The organism is Paenibacillus sp. FSL R7-0333, from assembly GCF_038000365.1.
Lineage (GTDB): Bacteria > Bacillota > Bacilli > Paenibacillales > Paenibacillaceae > Paenibacillus_AQ > Paenibacillus_AQ silagei.
On sequence record NZ_JBBOBZ010000001.1, the window covers coordinates 2,283,879 to 2,302,647 of the forward strand.

Here is an 18,769-nt window from a genome sequence, read left to right on the forward strand (position 1 = left end):
TCGGCGGATGAAAACAAAGCTGCTTGCCGTAAGCCTGATCCTCTCATTGATCTCGGCGATACTCTTCTATTCGGGCACCACCAGTGCGGATACACCTGAGGCTTACAACGCTGAACAAAGCTATGGAATAGCGAGTAAGGCGATCTTTTATCTGCGGGTGCTGAAAAGCGACGGTACTGCAAGCTCCACCGGAACAGGAGTGATCCTGTCTCCGGCCGGTACTGCAGCAACGGCGTATCATGTGGTCAAAAACGCACAGCGCATCGAAGGGATCATGGCGGACGGAACGGTGATCAGTCCGATTAAAGTAACGAAGTCCGACGAGCTGAAGGATGTGGCCATTCTTGAACTGCCAAGTCCCGCTGCGATGAAGCAAAAGGATAATGCCTATGCTTTTCTGCCGTTGCGGGGGGACAAGCTGAGACATGGTGAAGCGGTGTATGCTCTGGGCTATCCGCTCAAGAATACAGCGATCATCACGGAGGGGATTGTGAACACTCCGGCAGCCGACATTAACGGCAGAAGCCGGATTCTGACCTCGGCCCAGGTGGCAAGCGGAATGTCCGGTGGTCCTCTGCTGGATACGCATGGCGAGCTGGCGGGTATTATCTCCGGTTCCCTGCGGACGATGACTAACATTCATTTGATTGTGAATACGGAGGATCTGCGCAGCCTGCTGCCAGCTTCCTTCAACTAGAAGCATTACCAGAAGCAGCTTACACTTGAGGCTGCAATATAATACCGACTATGGCTGTCCTCAGGCGTTTCGTTGAAAACGCGGGGACAGCAATTTTTTTAAAATTAGAATGTATGGGCTGCTCTATAACCGCAATTCACCGTATGGAAGGAGGAGGAACCCGGGTGATTAAGGCCTATTTGCTGGATGTGAATCAGAAGGATCTCTATAAGCTGTCATCGATGCTTCAGCATACAGGCAAGGTGAATGTGATCGGCATGTCAGCCTATCCCGAGAATGTTGTGGACCAGATTGTCCTGCTGCAGCCCGATGTGCTGTTTCTGGATCTTCAGCTGCCCGGCCACCAAGGAGTCGTCGTAGCCGAGCTGGTGAAGAAAAGGCTGCCGGATATTCAGATTGTGGTGGTTACAGAGACGAAGCAGCATGCCCTGTGGGCCTTCGACCAGGACATTGTGGATTATGTGCTGAAGCCGCTGGAGGAGGTCCGGCTGGGCCAGTCTCTGGAGCGGCTGCGCAAGGGAAGCTGAAGCAGGCTGGCGGATGGAATCAGGATGCCGGATGTTGTCTGCCCATGGTACAATGTACGGACAAGCAGAAAGGATGGGTGATTTTAGTTGAAGTATGATTTTAACCGTATCATTGACCGCCGCAATACCCGTTCCTACAAATGGGACCAGTCCGAGAAGCTGTTCGGAGACAAGGAGATTCTTCCGCTGTGGGTAGCAGATATGGACTTTGCAAGCCCTCCTGCGGTACAGGAAGCGATTCTGCGCCGCGTGCAGGCTGGAATATACGGCTATAGCGTGACGGGCGACTCTTACAAAAAGGCGATTGCCGGCTGGTACCGCAGACGCCATGACTGGGAGATTCAGGAGGAGTGGATCTCGGATTCTCCGGGAATTGTAACCTCACTCAGCCTCTCTGTGGAGCTGTTCAGCCAGCCGGGAGATCAGGTGATTCTGCAATCGCCGGTCTACTATCCTTTCTATGATGTGATCCGGATGAATGACCGCAAGGTGGCGGTAAATCCGCTGAAGCTGGAAGCAGGCCGTTATGTCATGGATTACGCCCAGCTGGAAAAGCTGATGGCCGGCGGCGCCAAGCTGCTGCTGCTGTGCAACCCGCATAATCCGGGCGGCAGAGTGTGGGAACGGGAGGAATTGCTGCGTCTGGGCGACCTATGCCTGCGGTACGGGGTAACGGTGATCTCGGACGATATCCACTGCGACATGATCATGCCCGGGCACGAGTATATCCCGTTCGCTTCCCTGTCCCCAGAGCTGTCAGACATCACGCTGACCACACTGGCGGCTACCAAAACCTTCAATCTGCCGGGGCTGCAGACCTCCTACATCGTCACCTCCAACCCGGAGCTGAAACGGAAGTTCGACTATAAGATTAAGACGCTCAGCCTGCATATGTCGGCGTTCTTCTCGCCGGAGGCTGTGGAAGCGGCGTATAACGAGGGCGGAGAATGGCTGGATGAGGTGATCTTGCATATTAGCGGCAATGCTGACTACGCCATCTCTTACCTTGCCGAGCATCTTCCGCAGGTGAAGCCTATGAACCCGGAAGCCACCTATCTGCTGTGGATCGACTGCCGGGCGCTCGGACTCGATGCGGACGGCCTCAAGCAGCTGATGTACCGCGAGGCTAAGGTAGCGTTCAACGAAGGGTCTGTGTTCGGTGCGGAAGGCCAGGGTCATCTGCGGATCAATCTCGCCTGCCCGCGCTCCCTGCTGGCTGAAGCGCTGGAGCGGTTCGTCAAGGCTGCGGCGGCTTACGTGAAGAATTAAGGCTTAATAAAGAATCCGTTGGCTTATGAAGCTGGCGGATTCTTTGTTGTGTGGAAACCATATTGAGCAGCAGCTAACCCCATGTTAAGATGGGCAGTGCGACAAGGCAGAGAGCAAAGTAAATATAGAGAGTGGGAGAGATAGAGATGAGCACCAGCACAACTAGAATCATCATCGATTGTGACACAGGAATAGACGACGCACTGGCCATATTGTATGCGCTCCGGGCGCCGGGGGTAGTGGTTGAGGGGATTACGACGGTGTTCGGCAACATTGATGTGCAGCAGGCGGCGGATAACACGCTGCGCCTGCTTGAGCTTGCGGCTCCGGGCTATGAAATCCCGGTAGCGCTCGGAGCTTCCCGGGCGCTGGTACGCGAGCTGACCGGCTTCTCCACCCATGTTCACGGGGAGAACGGCATTGGCGGCGTTCAGCTGCCGCCCTCCCGGCAGGTGCCGGTTCAAGAGACGGCAGCAGAGTTCATTGCGCGGATGGCGGATACGAATCCGGGAGAACTGGTCCTGGTGACGCTCGGACGGCTGACGAACCTGTCGCTGGCACTGGATCTGGACCCGCAGCTGACCTCCAAGCTGAAGAAGGTAGTGGTTATGGGCGGTACGGTATATAAGCCGGGTAATGTCACACCGGTGGCTGAAGCCAATCTGTGGGGCGACCCGGAAGCGGCTGACCGAGTATTCACCTCAGGGCTGCCTGTAATGATGATCGGGCTGGATGTGACTCTTCAGACGCGGATCACTTCTGAGCATGTGGAGCTGCTGAAGCGGCATGGACGGGAAGAGAATAAGGCGGTCATCGAGTTTATGGAAGAGTCGCTGGCGTATTATTTTAAATTTTACCGCGAGGCGAACTATCTCATTAACAGCGCTCCGCTGCATGATCCGCTGGCCCTGATGGCTGCCTTGCAGCCGGATCTGGTAACCTGCCGCCGGATGAAGGTCCGTGTAGAGCATCAGGGGGCGTTCACCTCCGGTATGGTCGTAGCAGACTTGCGGGCACAACCCAAAGAAGGCGAGTTCATCGAAGTGGCTGTAGAGGTGGATGCTGAGCGGGCGGTTGGTGTCTTTTTGAGCGTGTTCATATAGGTGTTAAGGGAACCCCGGACGGGTGAATCTGCAATGGTTACAATACCTTCATTTGCTATATTTATCTAGTTTGCTAGAATAGTAGGGGATGTAAGGTTGAGAGATTCACAATCTATTTAAGAGAATGGGGAACCTACTTATATGAAGCATTTGGCCAAAATAGTATTATGCGCAGCGATCTCACTCGGCAGCCTCTCGGCACTTCCGGCAAGCGCGGTCCATGCGGCACCTGCGGGTGTAAGTATCATGCTGGATGGATATCCGCTGCCGTTCCCGGTGGAGCCGGTGATGATGAACGGAACGACCATGGTGCCCTTCCGCGCCATCTCTGAAGCCTTGGGAATTCAGGTGGAATGGAATCAGAAGGCCCGCAAAATCACGGCCACCCGGAAGGACGCAGCTGGCACCGCTCCAACCGTAGTGGTCCTGACCCTCGGCAGCAAAAATGCCGTCGTGAACGGGACGGTAGTGAAGCTTGCGGCAGCGCCGCAGGATATCCGCGGAACGACGATGCTGCCGCTCAAATTCTTCAGCCAGCAGTTCGGAGCGGCAGCCTCCTGGGATCAGGCATCCAAGACCGTATCCATTACCTCCCCGAAACGGGACATGTACACCTTGGGCTTCTACGCGCAGAAGGCCTACAGTGAGGTCTCGCTTATTCCAAGCTTCGATGCGGTTGCTTTTGGCTGGGCGCGGATTGACAAGGACGGCCAGTTCACCACCACCGGCAAGGATTTCTGGTGGCCAGAGGCGGCAGGCGAGGTTACGCCGGAATCGATTGTACAGAATGCGGCAGCGGGAGGGACCGCTCCCTACCTGATGGTCTATTCCAGTGACTCGTCACTGGAGCTGAGCAAGAATCTGGAGGACGCGCAGCTCCAGCAGCAGACGATCGCCAGTATTGTCGATTTGGCCACGCAGAAGGGCTTCAAGGGCATCGGACTGGATCTGGAAGGGCTGGGACTGACGGGGGATAAGGCGCTGGTGCAGAGCCAATATAACGCTTTTGTCAAAAATCTCTCTACAGCCGCCCGCGCCGCCAGCCTCAAGCTGACCGTCATTCTGCATCCGCTGAACAGCTCTTACAAGGGGTATGATTACAAGACGCTAGGGACACTTGCCGACGATTTGGTTATCATGGCTTACGCCTATGAAGGAGAGACCGGGCCGGAGCCGATGAATAAGGTTGATGAGAGCATCCGGCTGGCGCTTGATCAGGTCAGCAAGGAGAAGCTGATTCTCGGGATATCGGTCTACAGTGAGAACGAAGCCTCCGTCAATGCCAAGATCGGCCTGGCTAAACGGTACGGCCTTAAGGGGATTGCGATCTGGCGTCTGGGGATCATCGGCCAGCCGGTGCTGAACCGGATGGGAGAAGCTATCGAGCTGTAGCAGGTACATCTATCCTAATAAAGACTGCTGTATGGTGAGCCTATAACCGTGCAGCAGTCTTTTTGCAAAGATCAAATATCAAATGTCACATTAACCTCGCGGGCAAACCTGTATAATTCTATAGTTGACCTTAGAACAGATGGATTGAACAACCAAGGAGGACTATAGAAGATGAGCACGAAATATAAAGCACTGGAACTGGATAAGCCGATGACGTATGAGCTGGAAGGGCTGGAAGTCGGCGTGACCTCGAACTGCAATTTCCGCTGTGATTACTGCTGCGCTTATAATAGAAATGATGGCCAGACCCTTGACGGTAAGGAGGTCATCCGCATTTTGGAGGAGCTGCCTAATCTTAAGCGGGTGCGCCTGTCGGGCGGAGAGGTTACACTGAAGTTTCAGGATTGCGTGGAGATTGTGGCGTACTGCTCCTCGCGCGGCATTCAGACCCAGCTGAACTCGAACGGCAGTCTGCTGAATGAGCAGCGGATCGGGCAGCTGGTGGATGCAGGTCTGACGACGATTCATATTTCATTTAATTTCACCACGGCTGAAGGCTTCTCGCGGTATTATAATATTCATCCGAGTATCTATCACAAAATCAGAGAGAACATCACTATGTTCGCCAAAACCAATGTCAATGTGGTGCTGGAGACACTGCTGTTCAATGAAACACAGGATCATATGCAGGAAATCAGTGAGCATGTCTATTCGATGGGCGTAAGAACGCATGAAATTCAGAATAGTATTATCATGGGACATACCGGCTGGAAAGCGATTGCCGCCCGCGAGCAGTTGAAGAATGCCGTCAATGAGCTGATTGCGCGGAAGCCGGAGGATACCACTCTCTACTTCACTTGTATGGACCGGTTCATGGAGGCGATGGGCTTCGAGGAGCAGCCGGGCGTTTACTTCCCGCATTGTATCGAAGGGATGAAGCAGCTTCATCTGCACGGCAACGGCGACATTCTGATCTCCGAGCTGTGCCATCCGGTCATTATCGGCAATATTTATAACGGAACGTCACTTAAGGACTTGTACAGCAATATGCCGGCACCGTTGTCGGACTATCTGGAGAAACGGCCTTGCCCGGCGCTGGACGCCTTGTTCCCGCAAGGGGTATAGTTCCCTTACCGGACCTTGCAGCAGAGACAGTCAGTGCAGCAGAGTATAATGGCATAGTTCACACAGGGGGTTGAAATACATGCTTGGTGCAGTAAGACGCGGATTAGTATCTTCCAATACAGTGCTGGAGCGGATCATGCCGCTGCTAACACCCGCAGCCATCGTGGTTGGCGTGCTGAATGAGGCGTCGCTGCTTCCGTTAACGTGGCTGGTGCCCTGGATCTTCGCCGGGATGACGCTGATCGGCAGTCTGAAATCCAATTTCCGGGATCTGCTTGCCGTGCTGGTCAAGCCGCAGAAGCTGATTCTTCTGCTGGTGATCCTGCATGTAGTAATGCCGCTGATCGGCTGGCTGGCAGCGATGCTTTTTTTTCCAGGCGATCCTTATACGGTTACCGGTTATGTGCTGCTCTTCGCCATTCCGACCGGAGTGGTCAGTGTAGTCTGGGTATCGATGCATGGCGGGAATATCGCCCTGACTCTGGCGCTGATCCTGATCGATACGCTGCTGTCGCCATTGATTGTACCAGCTACGCTGTATCTCCTGATGGGGGCAAGCGTGCAGATGGACGCCGGCGAGATGATGCGGGGCCTGCTCTGGATGGTCGTCCTGCCTTCCGTAGCGGGGATGCTGCTGAATCAATTCACTAAAGGCAAGATCAGCACTGTCTGCGGGCCTCCGCTGGCCCCGTTTGTCAAGGTGGGCTTGTTCACCGTGGTCTCCATTAATGGGGCCAGCATTGCCCGGTATCTGAAGCATCCGGACGGCCAGCTTGCTCTGATCATTGCCGTAACCTTCGTTACTGTTGCCCTCGGCTATGTTATTGGAGCCGTAGTCTCGCGCCGCCTGCACTATGATCATGCGAATGCTGTAGCCGTTCAGTTCAACTCCGGTATGCGCAATCTCAGTGCGGGAGCGGTGCTGGCGGTGCGGTATTTTCCGCCGGCAGTGGCCCTGCCTGTAATCTCCGGGATGCTATTCCAGCAGATTCTGGCTGCCTGCTCCGGCATGTTCCTCCGCAGCAGGGCCAGACGCCTGCAGCAGGCCCGTTCGGCAGCAGTGCTGCCGGGTGCCTCAGCTTCGCCGGACAGCCCGGGCATGTAGTAGAATACCAACTTCATAGGCGGAATGCGAACCCGCTTTTCCTTACTCATCCGCTGAGTGCGGTTGTTAAGGAGGGCGGTTTTTTTACTATGTAAGAAAATAGATATATTATGTTATCATACGACAAAAATCGATATTTTTTCTGAAAATCCAACATTCCATTATTCATTACGTTTGAGGAAAATCCGATAATTATTGTAAAAAAGCAATCTTTTTGGTTGTTTAAAGGCTAAGGAAAGACAACGGGGCGGAAGGAAGTAGAAGAAGATGAAGATTCGTATGAAGCTATCGGTTATGATGATTGTCGTTACACTTATTTCTACAGCATTAATGGGGATTTTTACGTACACCAAATCCACGGGCACCATCATGAATCTGACCGAATCTTCCATGGCGCAGGTGGGCAGCAACAAAGCGCAGACCATTGCTGCCATGATCGATAAAGAGAAGCGGAGTATGCAGCTGGTTGCCGGGGACAACGAGATTGTGCAGCTTTTGGCGCAGGCTGGTAAAAACGGATGGAGCGGCGGGAATCCCCTGCAGAATCAAGTGAATGTGAAGCTTCAGGGTCTGGTGAAGGATGCAGGCAATCTGGAGCATATGTTCGTGGTTGATCTGAAGGGAACGGCGGTAGCGGATAGCGATACCAAGCTGGTGGGCGCCAACTTCAGCGATAGAAATTATACGAAGAATGTCTTGAAGACCGGGATGCCTGTAATCAGCGAGACGCTGAAATCCAAGTCAACAGGGGCTTATATTCTGGCTTTTGTCCATCCGGTGATTAGCGGAGAGAAGATGATCGGGTTCGTCGCTTCGGCGGTTAGGGCGGACAGTCTGGTGACCTATCTGGCCGATGCCAAGGTGGCGGGTGCACCTTCCTCTTATGCCTACCTGGTGGATGAAACGGGGAATACGCTGTACCACCCCGACGACAAGAAGATAGGTTCACTGGTGGAGAACGAATCCATCAAAGCCGTGGTCGAGCAGGTGAAGGCGGGGCAGACGGTACCGGACGGGAATGTAGAATACACTTTCAACGGAGCCAAGAAAAAAGCGGCTTTCACCGTGCTCCCGGAGACGAAGTGGACCTTGGTGCTGGCCGGAGATGTGGACGAGGTACTGCAGCCAGTGAGCGAAATGACGAACTTCATTCTGCTGCTGGGCCTGGGAAGCCTGCTGCTTACTCTGCTGATCGGGACTACGGTGGCAACCCGGATCTCCTCGCCGATCATCAAGCTCACGGAGCTGGTGAACCGCACGGCAGAGCTTGATCTCAAGTATGATCATCAATATGAATATTTGACTAAGAATACAGACGAGACAGGAACCATTGCCAAGGCCATGTTCAGTACCCGCGCGGCGCTGCGTGAGATGGCGGGCAGTCTGATTGCGATCTCCTCCAAGGTGCTGGACAATGCCGAGACGCTGGAGAAGCTGTCGAACGAGGTCAGAGAGAATGCGCATGATAATTCAGCCACGACAGAGGAGCTGTCCGCTGGGATGGAGGAGACGGCGGCTTCTACCGAGGAGATGACGGCGGCTATACACGAGACCCTGAGCAATGTCAGAATGATCAGTGCTAAGGTAAAAGAAGGCGCGGATGTATCGGGCCAGATTACGCAACGGGCCCTGGAGCTTCAGCATGATGCAGTGACATCCACCGGGAATGCGAAGCAGATCTACAGCTCGGTCCGCAGTGAGATGCAGAAGGCTATTGAAGAGTCAGGAGCGATCCACGAGATCAATATATTGGCCGATACGATCCTCTCCATTACAAGCCAGACCAACCTTCTGGCGCTGAATGCGGCGATTGAAGCCGCGCGGGCCGGCGAGGCGGGCCGGGGCTTCGCCGTAGTGGCCGGGGAGATCCGCAAGCTCGCGGAGAAGTCCTCCGAGACGGCGTCAGGCATTCAAGAGGTGGTCAAAAATGTCTATGCCTCTGTGGAGCAGATGACCCGGCATTCCGAGGCCGTGCTGACCTTCATTGACCGCAATGTGCTGGGCGATTATGAGCGCCTGACCGAGGTCAGCCAGCAGTACAACGATGATGCTGCTACGATTAATGAGCTGATGAATCAGTTCGAGACGGCAGCCGATCACCTGAACGAGACCGTCTCCAGTATCGCCGTCGCTGTCAATGAAGTAGCGGCTACCGTGAACGAGGGAGCGGTCGGGGTGCAGGATATCGCCGAGAAGACGGCGGAGATTGTGGAGAAGACTCTTCATGAAGCCGCCATGGCCGATGAGAATACGCAGAGCGCCAAAGAGATGCAGCAGCTGGTAGAGAAATTCAAAATCTAGGCCGGTTTCAGCAGATCTTTACCTGCCCTTCATCTTATTTTAAGCTTAGGGGGGTATAGTACTCACATACCCCCCTTTAATATAACTTTTGGCCCCGCCGGACGCTGGCGGGGTCCCTTTTTTATTCCAGCTGTTTAAGAGCGGCTTGCCGTCTCCAGCATAGCGGCCATTTCTGTATAGCCCTGCGACTGGGCATGCGCCAGCGGTGTGACACCCTCGCGGTCGGCGATGGCTGGATCGGCTCCGTGCGTCAGCAGCAGCTTGACGATTGTCTGATGCCGCTCCCCGCCGTCGCCGAGGATGACGGCCTCCAGCAACGCGGTCCACCCCAGATTGTTGATATGGTCGATGTCGACATCCGAATGCTCCAGCAGATACTTGACGACCTCGACATGCCCTCGATCTGCGGCGGGGATCAGCGCAGTCCCGCCATAGCGGTTGGTCAGCGTCGTATCCGCTCCCGCCTCAACCGCCATTTTCACGATGTCCAGATATCCGGATGCTCCGGCATATAGCAGCACATTATTAAGCATACGGTTGCGAATGTTGATATCGGCACCTTGGGCAATAAGCGCCTCGACTGTCCCGGCATGGTTGCCATAGGCCGCGGCGACCACCGCCGTTCGGCCGCTTTCGTCCTGTGCCTGAATATCCGCTCCGGCCTCCAGCAGCCGCAACACCTCAGCGGTATCCCCGCGCTCCGCCGCTGCGATTAATTGTTTATTCATGATTATGACCTCATCTCCCCTGTCGCCTCATCTAGAATACTAACAATGGCAATTGGTTCTGCCTTATTTATTGGTATTATGGACAAATCTATGATGAAATGTCAAAAGTCACGAGTAAACAGCATTTGCGCAAAGGCCGTGGCGTCCGGTATGCTATATGTAAGTATTATACTGGAGGGAGGAAACTTCATGAGCAGATTAATGCTCAGCTCTGCGCAGAGTCTATGGACCCACACACAGCGGTTAATGTGCAGAGCGGATAGCAATACTCCGCTGTAACGATTCACCAGTTCCTCTGTGAACACCTGTCCGATAGACTCTGCTGCCTTGATAAGTTGAAATAACTTAAGAGGAGCGGAGCAAGTAATGAAATATGTAAATGCAGATGTGGTATTGCCGCAGCAGCTGCTGCAGGAGATTCAGAAATACATGCAGGGCGGGATGCTGTATATCCCGAAGCCTGAGGGACAGCACAAGCGGTGGGGTGAGAATTCAGGCGGCAGATCCTACTTAAGCGCCCGGAACCAGTCCATTCGTGAGCATTATGCCAGCGGATTGAGCGTAACTGAGCTGGCGGAGCAATTCTGCCTGTCAGCCGACAGCATCAAGAAGATTGTGTATGGAAGCAAGCAGAGAAAGTAGAGGTCTAAGGCCGCGTGACGCAGCCATTTCTTCTTGTGAGATTCAGCCACGAGCTGGCTTCGATTGCACTATATACACTAGATTCCTCCAAAACCTCCCGAAAAATAGCATCTGCTGCACTCTGTACAGTAGAATTTTGCGTTGGCGGCCTTTTGGAGCATATATGCAGAAATCTAGTGTATGAAATACAGCAGAATGAGTTTTTGGACCAATGAAATCATAATCTATTGCAGAAAATACAATCGCAGCGTCCACACACACGTGCTAACACACAAGCGCCAACTCAAGAGCATCCACCCTGAACAGTCGGGCTGTCCCAAGAAGTCGCATTATGACTCTTGGAGCAGCCTCTTTGTTTTGTGCAAAAGTCAGGTTATACCTGTCTATTATCTATGTCCGCTGCCGCCGCCAACCCTATAATGAATGCAGACATCCATATGAGGGGGCAGGAAGATGAAGATAGAACCGGCAACAAGGGATAGAGTACTGCGGGCGCTCAAGGCATATGAGTTGGATTGGACAAAAATTGAATATATTAAGCAGTCCGACAGTATCACGTTCAAGGTAGAGACGGAAACTGCGGGCAAGCTGCTGCTGCGGATTCATGGCGAACGGTGCAGCCGGGAGGAGATTCTGTCGGAGCTGGAGTGGCTTAGCCATCTCAGTCAGACGGCGAAGCTGATTGTCCCCGTGGGGCTGCCCAATTCAAGCGGCAGATATATCCTTGAGGCTGGCAATGAAGCTGGCAATGAAGCTGGCGGCGAAAAACAGCAGCTTAGCTATGTTACCCTGATGCGCTGGGTCGAAGGTGAACATGCAGCGGGCAATCTGACAGATGAGCAGCTCCACGCTGTAGGCGTGATGCTGGCCAGGATGCATGAAGCGGGCGAACAGTTTGTACCATCGGCGGAGTTCATCCGTCCAGTGTGGGGAGCGGACAGCTTCCGTAAGGATTGGGATAAGCTGGAGAAGCATCATGAGGCTCTGGTGCCGGAACCGGGGTGGAAGCTCTATCAGGCTGCCGCCGCCAGAATCCCGGGTGAACTCGAGGCCATGACGCCAGACCCCGGCAGTTATGGCCTGATCCATGGTGACCTGCACTTTGGGAATGTGGTGTTCGCTGACGGCCAGCCCCGGGCGATTGATTTCGGCCTCTGCGGCTACGGCTTCTACCTGTATGATCTGGCCGCCGCTCTGCTGGAGCTGTCCACGGAGCAACGCAGGAGCCTAATTCGAGGCTACAGCAGTGTCCGTGCGCTGGAGCCGGATTATGAACGGAAGCTGGAATGCTTCTTTGTCAAGATCATGATCGGGAACTATAGCCACCACATCTCTAATCCCGATGAACTGCCCAGCTTGCGCGAAGAACAGCCGTATGCGCTGGCCTATCTAAAGGAATATCTGGCGGACTCCCGCTTTTTGTTCAAGAGAATCGAACCTGTGCAAGTAGAATGAAGCTGTGCAATCTGTAAATATGTCCACTGAACCTAGTCTGAGGACATTTATTGCCCTCCCCTGCGGCGGTAACATAAAGACATCAAAGAGCAGTCAGCTTTGAATCACCGGTCAAAGGGGAGTATACAGATGAAGCGATCTATGCAAAAGGGAGCATCACTATTACTGATGGTTATGATGCTGGCACTGGTTGTAACCGCTTGCGGCGGTAACAATGGAAAGAATAAAGGCGCGAACGGTGGAGAGGCCACACAGGGGGCGGACAGCGGCAGCGGCAAAAAGACAGAGCTTCTGTTCTGGTCACCCTTCTCCGGCTCGGATGGCCCGTTCATGAAAAAAATCGTTGATAAATACAACAGCTCCCAGGATCAATACAAAGTGAATTTCGTGATCCAGCCGAATGGCGAATATTACAAGCAGCTTGATGTAGCGCTCAGTACCGGCAAGGAACAGCCAGACCTGATGATTATGCATGTCGATCAGGTGCCGACGTACCAGAGCAAGGAGCAACTGCAGCCTGTGGATGAGCTGGCGGCTGCGGCCGGGATCAACCCGGCTGATTTTGCCGAAGCTCCGGTGAAATATGCCACGATCGACAACAAGCTGTATACGATCCCGCTGGACATTCATCCGGTCGTTATGTATTACAACAAGGATCTGTTCGAGAAGGCGGGCATCACTGCGCCTCCAGCGAACCGCGCCGAATTCGATGCCGCTGTGCTGAAGCTGACGGACAAATCCAAGGGGGTCTACGGATACGTAGTGCCGACCCTCTGGCCGCAGCAGTTCATCTTCCCGTCCCTCGTCTGGCAGAATGGCGGGGAGCTCTGGAACGGGACGGATGTAGCCTACAATTCTCCTGAAGCGGTGGAGATGGTGCAGTGGCTGCGCGATATGGTAGACAAGGGAGTCTCCCCGGCCAATGTGCAGCAGGATGGTGAGAATACCCTGTTCTTGCAGGGCAAGAACGCCATTCAGTTCAACGGACCGTGGATGAAATCCCAGTTCGATGAAGCCGGACTTAATTATGGCGTCGCTGTCATGCCGCAGATCGGCAAGGCGAAGCAGGCGATTTATGCAGGCTCGCATGGCTTCGTCGTTCCCAAGTCCGTGACAGATAGCACCAAGCTGGCCGGGATCGGCGATTTCCTGAAATATGTCTCCGGCAACTCGCTGGACTGGGCGGAATCCGGGCAGGCGGTAGCTTCCAAGACCGTGATGGACAGCGCTGAATTCAAGGCGATGGAGTTCCAGAGTACGGTATCGCAGAGCTTCTCCTCCGTACAGTTCGCACCGAATGTGCTGAATTGGGGGACCATTATCGAGCCGGTATGGGGAGAGCTGAGCAGTGCCCTTCTTGGCAAAAAATCACCGCAGCAGGCGATGGATGATGCTGTAGCCAAATCCCGTCAGGCGATGAAATAGCTCCGTGGAGCGGATCTTTCGGTTGGTATGGCGGGGAGCGGGAGCTTCCCGCTTTTCCTTATCCTTATGCTAAGGAGGAATCACTTTTGAAAACCCTATGGACTTCACGCTTGACCTCATTTCTGTTCGTGCTGCCCTATCTGGCTGCCTTCGCGCTGTTTCTGCTTTTCCCGATTCTGTATGGCTTTGTCATCAGCCTGCAGGACTTCGAGCTGCTGTCTGCCGCCCACCCCTTTGTGGGGCTGCGTAATTACATGACCATTTTCACCCCGGGGACCTATGAGAACAGTATTTTCTTCCGCGGTCTGTGGACCACCCTCCAGTTTGTCCTGTACTCGGTTCCGCTGCTGATCGTTACGGGGCTGGGGATAGCGATGCTGGTCAATGCGCTGCCGGCGAAGCTCCGGGGTCTGTTCCGGACCTTCTATTTCCTGCCCTACGCGCTGTCAGCTTCCGTGATGGCTGTTATCTGGCTGATGATGTTCGATACGAATGCCGGGTTCATTAACAGTCTGCTGCAAAAGCTGGGCCTCACCGCCATTCCGTGGCTGACCGCTACGCCCTGGGCCTGGATTGCGCTGGTGCTTACGACACTCTGGTGGACGATCGGCTTCAATATGATTATTTTTGTGAATGCGCTTAATGAGGTGCCGGAGGATTATTATGAGGCGGCTTCCATGGACGGGGCGAATGCCTGGATGCGGTTCGTGTCGATTACTTTGCCTTCGATCCGGCCGGTTATGCTGTTCGTGATGATCACCTCAACCATTGCCTCCTTCAATATTTACGCCCAGCCGTTCCTGCTGACGCGCGGGGGGCCGGGAGATACCACCCGGGTGCTACTGATCAATGTGCTGGACCAGGCGTTCGTGCGCAAGGATATCGGTTCGGCTTCGGCGATGGCGATTCTGATGGCGCTGCTGATCATGCTGGTGTCTATCGTGCAGTTCCGTCTTACGAACCGGAAGGAGAAGGTATAGATGGGAAAAGCCAAAAAAACAGGCCTGCTGCTGCTGGCCATCCTGATTGCGCTGTTCGTGCTGCTGCCGCTGGTCTGGATGCTGTCGACTGCGTTCAAAAATGATTTTGAAGCCCTCTCGGGGCGGATGAACTTCCTGCCGAAGAAACCGACGCTTGATAATTTCGTCCAGGGGCTGAGCGGGGAGCTGATGAATACCCCGATTCTGCGCTGGATTGTCAATTCCCTGTCGGTGGGGATTGCGGGCACAGCGATCGTACTGCTGATCGATTCCATGGCGGCGTTTGCCCTGGCCCGTCTGCCGGATCTGCCGCTGCGCCGCACGCTGCTGGCGATGTTCATTGCTTCGCTGATGATTCCAGGCGTATTGACCTTTCTGCCGATGTACATCGAATTCAATACACTCGGTCTGATCAACACGTATCAGGCGCTGATCCTCCCGGCTACCGCCGGGGCATTCGGGGTATTCCTGCTGTACCAGTTCTTTGTCTCCTTCCCGAAGGAGATCGAGGAAGCGGCCCGGATCGACGGGGTGAACAAATGGAATCTGTATCGGAGAATTCTGCTGCCTTCAGCGGTTTCGATCATGACGACACTGGGGATTTTCACCTTTATGGGGATTTATAATGATTTTGTCTGGCCGTTGTACGCGACCACCTCTCCGGAGATGCGGACGATCACCGCAGGGATTGCCATGATGGCCACCGGCAGCTATACCCAGAGCTATGGTAAATTAATGGCCATGACCACCATTGCGGCGCTGCCGGTGCTGATCCTGTTCATTGCCGGCCAGAAGTCGTTCGTTAGAGCGATTACCAGCTCGGGAGTGAAATAGCGGGAGACGGGGAGGGAAGCAGATGAGCACGAAACCAGATATACCGCAGAAGGCATGGGCAGGCAAACATTCACGTAGAATAATCTACTCCCTTGCGGCGCTTCTGTTCCTTATACTCGCAGGAGGTGCATACTTGTTGCTGAAGCCCAATAACGGCGTTAAGGATGAAGTCTATAAGGGGCATGGGGGAACATTCAAGAACACGCTGGCCGAGATCGATACGCCTGATCCGAGTGTGATCTACAAGGATGGATATTATTATATGACCTTCACCCATAACGGAACGGATATTATGGTGATGAAGTCGCTCACCCTGGATTTCCGCCAGGCGGAGCGGAAGGTCGTATGGTACCCGCCGGCGGAGACGGCCTACTCGGCGAATCTCTGGGCCCCCGAGCTGCAGTATATTCGTGGAAGCTGGTATATCTATTTTGCCGCAGATGACGGACAGAACGAGAACCACCGGATGTATGTGCTGCAAGCGGACAGCGGTGATCCGCTGGGCAGTTATACCTTCAAGGGCCAGGTAACTGACAGCAGTAATAAATGGGCGATCGACGGGCTGGCGATGGAGGTGGACGGGGAGCTGTATTTCGTCTGGTCCGGCTGGGATGGGGAGGTAAACGCTGCGCAGAATACCTATATTGCTCCGATGAGTGACCCGCTGACGATCAGCGGACCGCGGGTGCTGCTTAGCGAGCCGCTGCTTCCCTGGGAGCAGGCCGGAGGCCCGCCTTATATTAATGAGGGCCAGTCCGTCCTTCATCATAACGGCCGTGTCTTCATTGTCTATTCCGGTGCGGGAAGCTGGACTCCGTACTACAGTCTGGGGTTGCTTGCGCTGAAGACCGGGGGCAACCCGCTGGAGGCTGCAGACTGGATCAAGTCGCAAGAGCCCCTGCTGACTATGGATGAAGCCGCCGGAGTATACGGACCGGGGCATAATTCATTCACGGTCTCGCCGGACGGAAGCGAGCAGTGGATCGTCTATCATGCCACGACAGGGGCGGAGGACGGCTGGAATAACCGCAAGGCACGGGCCCAGCCGGTTAGCTGGGACGATGACGGCCTGCCGGTCTTCGGGAAGCCGCTGCCGCTGAGTGAGGCCATCCCGGTTCCCGCAGGCATGGGCGTGTTCCGGGCGGAAGCGGCTCTGCGCAGCGGGAACAAGCTGGAATTCCCGTCCCTGCCGTCCACGGTGGACAGCATGCTCCCGCTGCTGGTGCATTATGTGAATCCGGGAGGAGAACCGGCCGGGGCGGCAGTCTCGGTGAATGGCGGGCCGGCGGCGGCGCTTCCAATGCCGCCATCCGGTGAGGGCCAGACCCGCTATGCTTATGTGAGCCTGCCGTTCACAGCCGGGAAGAATACAGTAGCCATAGAGCTGCCCGAGGGTGCTGTGACGGAGGTGAAAGCGATTGAAATTCCGCGATATGAAGGCGAGGACCAGGCTATGGAGGGGAACGCTGCGGCAGAGGATAATCCTTATGCCTCGGGAGGGGCAGCGGCTGTCCTAAGCGGAAGCGGTGCTGCGCTGAAGTTCAGTCATATTCAGGTCCCGCACAGCGGAACCTACACGGTTCTGGCGGCGGTGATGAATGCTTCGCCGGACGCGGAGCTGAAGCTGTCGGTGAACGGAGGTGCGAAGACGGTCTATTCCCCCCTCCCGCAGGAACGCAATCAGCCTTCCCTGTGGCAACTGGAGCTGAAATTACAGAGGGGAGAGAACGAGATCATTCTTTTTGACAGACAAGGCAGCTTCAGTATAGATTATATGGATATATGGCAGAAGAGTGAATGAGCCGGGAGATTCATAGACGGGAAGCAAGACGGGGGCTTACTCATATGAGAGATACGAGCTGCAAGACCGGATACAGACGGAATAAACTGATTACGCTTTCAATTTTGCTGATTGTACTGCCGCTGCTGGGCGGGTGTGGTGCAGAGAGGAAGGAGACGCCGCCGGCACCTGCTGTCCAGCCGGTGATTCTTGAATACTGGACCCCATTCAGCGGGGGAGACAATATCTTCATGACCGGGCTGGTGGAGCAGTTCAACAAGGAACATCAGGATATCCGGGTCGATCAGATCAACTCCCGGCTGGATGATTACTATTCCCGGCTGCGGACAGCCATTCTGTCCGGCAATGCGCCGGATCTGGCGGTGATCCATGCCACCAATCTCCCGCAGTTCGTGCAGAACGGTTATATTGAGCCCCTTGACGGAGTGGCTGCGGAGACGGGCCTGGACTGGGGCCAGTTCAGCACCAAAATTGCCGAATCCACCGTCTACGGAGGCGCTCATTACGCGGTACCTCTGGATACGCACACCTTGGTGCTCTACTATAACAAGAAATATTTAAGAGCGGCCGGGCTGCTGGACACAGCGGATAAACCGGTGATCGGCCGGGGAGAGCAAGGCTTTACCGCTTTTCTGCAAAAGCTGAAGCAATCCGTTCCGCCCGGTGTCGCGCCGTTGGCTCTGCCCAGCACGCGGATTGATTCCGTGTGGTTATGGTGGAGCCTGTATAATCAGATCGAGGGCGGTGGTGTCTTTTACAATCCGGACGGCACACAGGCGGTCTTCAATAATAAGGCATCGTTACAGGCGCTGGAGTTCGTCAACAGTCTGTACCAGCGGGAGCTGATTCCGCCAGGGATCAATGATGCCTTCAAGCTGTTCTATGACGGGGAGGCGGCGGTGCTGATTACCGGGGTATGGGGCACGGGCGCTTTTGAGAAGGCTGAGAAGCTGGAGCTGGGGGTTGTGCCGGTTCCGGTCATATATGATCATCCGGCAGTCTGGGGAGACTCGCATACGCTGGCGATTCCGGCTCAAAGTGAGATGAGTGCGGAGAAACGGAGGGCGGCGATGGTTTTTGCCCGCTGGGCCGTGGAGCACGGGGTGATGTGGGCGGAGGCGGGCCATGTCCCGAGCTCCCGGAAGGTCGTGGAGAGCGGGGCGTATTCCGCGCTGAAATTCCGCAGTGACTATGCGAATACCGCCAACTCCGTAGTCTACTGGCCGCGAAATATGAGGCAGTGGAGTATTAATGAAGAGATTATCCGGCAGTTTGAGCGGATGATCTACAAGGAGCAAAGTCCGGCGCAGGCGCTGCAGCAGGCGGTGGACAGCATCAACCTTCAACTGAAGAAATGACTGTAAGGGAGCAAGGGGGGGAATGCG

General features: G+C 54.8%; 16 protein-coding genes. 15 read left to right on the forward strand and 1 reads right to left on the reverse strand.

Going from position 1 to position 18,769, the window contains the following annotated elements; all coding sequences use genetic code 11:
* The first annotated feature begins 7 nt into the window (after positions 1-7).
* From MKY86_RS09330 to MKY86_RS09365, 8 genes are all read left to right on the forward strand, one after another.
* On the forward strand, positions 8-697 hold the full coding sequence (locus tag MKY86_RS09330; RefSeq protein ID WP_076078273.1) for a S1 family peptidase: 690 nt from the start codon (positions 8-10) through the stop codon (positions 695-697).
* A gap of 164 nt (positions 698-861) precedes the next feature.
* A complete protein-coding gene (locus tag MKY86_RS09335) occupies positions 862-1,224 on the forward strand; it encodes a LytR/AlgR family response regulator transcription factor (RefSeq protein WP_076078275.1) in 363 nt (120 codons plus the stop codon).
* Positions 1,225-1,311: 87 nt separating this feature from the next.
* Positions 1,312-2,493: a MalY/PatB family protein gene (locus MKY86_RS09340; protein WP_076078277.1), complete on the forward strand. Its 1,182-nt coding sequence runs from the start codon at positions 1,312-1,314 to the stop codon at positions 2,491-2,493.
* Between the two features lie 146 nt (positions 2,494-2,639).
* Positions 2,640-3,596 (forward strand): nucleoside hydrolase, encoded by a 957-nt coding sequence (locus MKY86_RS09345; protein ID WP_076078279.1) that lies wholly within the window; start codon positions 2,640-2,642, stop codon positions 3,594-3,596.
* A gap of 141 nt (positions 3,597-3,737) precedes the next feature.
* Positions 3,738-4,988 (forward strand): stalk domain-containing protein, encoded by a 1,251-nt coding sequence (locus MKY86_RS09350; RefSeq protein WP_076078281.1) that lies wholly within the window; start codon positions 3,738-3,740, stop codon positions 4,986-4,988.
* 171 nt (positions 4,989-5,159) lie between these two features.
* Positions 5,160-6,113 carry a radical SAM protein gene (locus MKY86_RS09355; RefSeq protein ID WP_076078283.1) on the forward strand — a complete coding sequence of 318 codons (954 nt, stop codon included), beginning with the start codon at positions 5,160-5,162 and terminating at the stop codon, positions 6,111-6,113.
* A gap of 79 nt (positions 6,114-6,192) precedes the next feature.
* Positions 6,193-7,218 (forward strand): bile acid:sodium symporter family protein, encoded by a 1,026-nt coding sequence (locus MKY86_RS09360; RefSeq protein WP_076078285.1) that lies wholly within the window; start codon positions 6,193-6,195, stop codon positions 7,216-7,218.
* A 267-nt stretch (positions 7,219-7,485) separates the two neighbouring features.
* Positions 7,486-9,519, forward strand: coding sequence for a methyl-accepting chemotaxis protein (locus tag MKY86_RS09365; protein ID WP_076078287.1), 2,034 nt, complete (start codon positions 7,486-7,488; stop codon positions 9,517-9,519).
* A 134-nt stretch (positions 9,520-9,653) separates the two neighbouring features.
* On the opposite strand, the gene MKY86_RS09370 is transcribed toward MKY86_RS09365, so the two are convergent.
* A complete protein-coding gene (locus tag MKY86_RS09370) occupies positions 9,654-10,247 on the reverse strand; it encodes an ankyrin repeat domain-containing protein (RefSeq protein ID WP_076078294.1) in 594 nt (197 codons plus the stop codon).
* A gap of 366 nt (positions 10,248-10,613) precedes the next feature.
* Between MKY86_RS09370 and MKY86_RS09375 the strand changes: the two genes are divergently transcribed.
* From MKY86_RS09375 to MKY86_RS09405, 7 genes are all read left to right on the forward strand, one after another.
* On the forward strand, positions 10,614-10,889 hold the full coding sequence (locus MKY86_RS09375) for a CD3324 family protein (protein WP_036725355.1): 276 nt from the start codon (positions 10,614-10,616) through the stop codon (positions 10,887-10,889).
* A gap of 453 nt (positions 10,890-11,342) precedes the next feature.
* Positions 11,343-12,344, forward strand: coding sequence for a phosphotransferase enzyme family protein (locus MKY86_RS09380; RefSeq protein ID WP_076078296.1), 1,002 nt, complete (start codon positions 11,343-11,345; stop codon positions 12,342-12,344).
* Positions 12,345-12,473: 129 nt separating this feature from the next.
* Complete coding sequence (locus MKY86_RS09385) at positions 12,474-13,769, forward strand: ABC transporter substrate-binding protein (protein ID WP_076078297.1); 1,296 nt, start codon at positions 12,474-12,476, stop codon at positions 13,767-13,769.
* Between the two features lie 86 nt (positions 13,770-13,855).
* Entirely contained in the window at positions 13,856-14,749 is an 894-nt protein-coding gene (locus tag MKY86_RS09390; RefSeq protein WP_076078299.1) for a carbohydrate ABC transporter permease, read from the forward strand.
* Entirely contained in the window at positions 14,750-15,583 is an 834-nt protein-coding gene (locus MKY86_RS09395; RefSeq protein WP_036725349.1) for a carbohydrate ABC transporter permease, read from the forward strand.
* Between the two features lie 22 nt (positions 15,584-15,605).
* Positions 15,606-17,384: a family 43 glycosylhydrolase gene (locus MKY86_RS09400; protein ID WP_076078300.1), complete on the forward strand. Its 1,779-nt coding sequence runs from the start codon at positions 15,606-15,608 to the stop codon at positions 17,382-17,384.
* Between the two features lie 44 nt (positions 17,385-17,428).
* On the forward strand, positions 17,429-18,742 hold the full coding sequence (locus tag MKY86_RS09405) for an ABC transporter substrate-binding protein (protein WP_076078301.1): 1,314 nt from the start codon (positions 17,429-17,431) through the stop codon (positions 18,740-18,742).
* Positions 18,743-18,769: the final 27 nt, after the last annotated feature.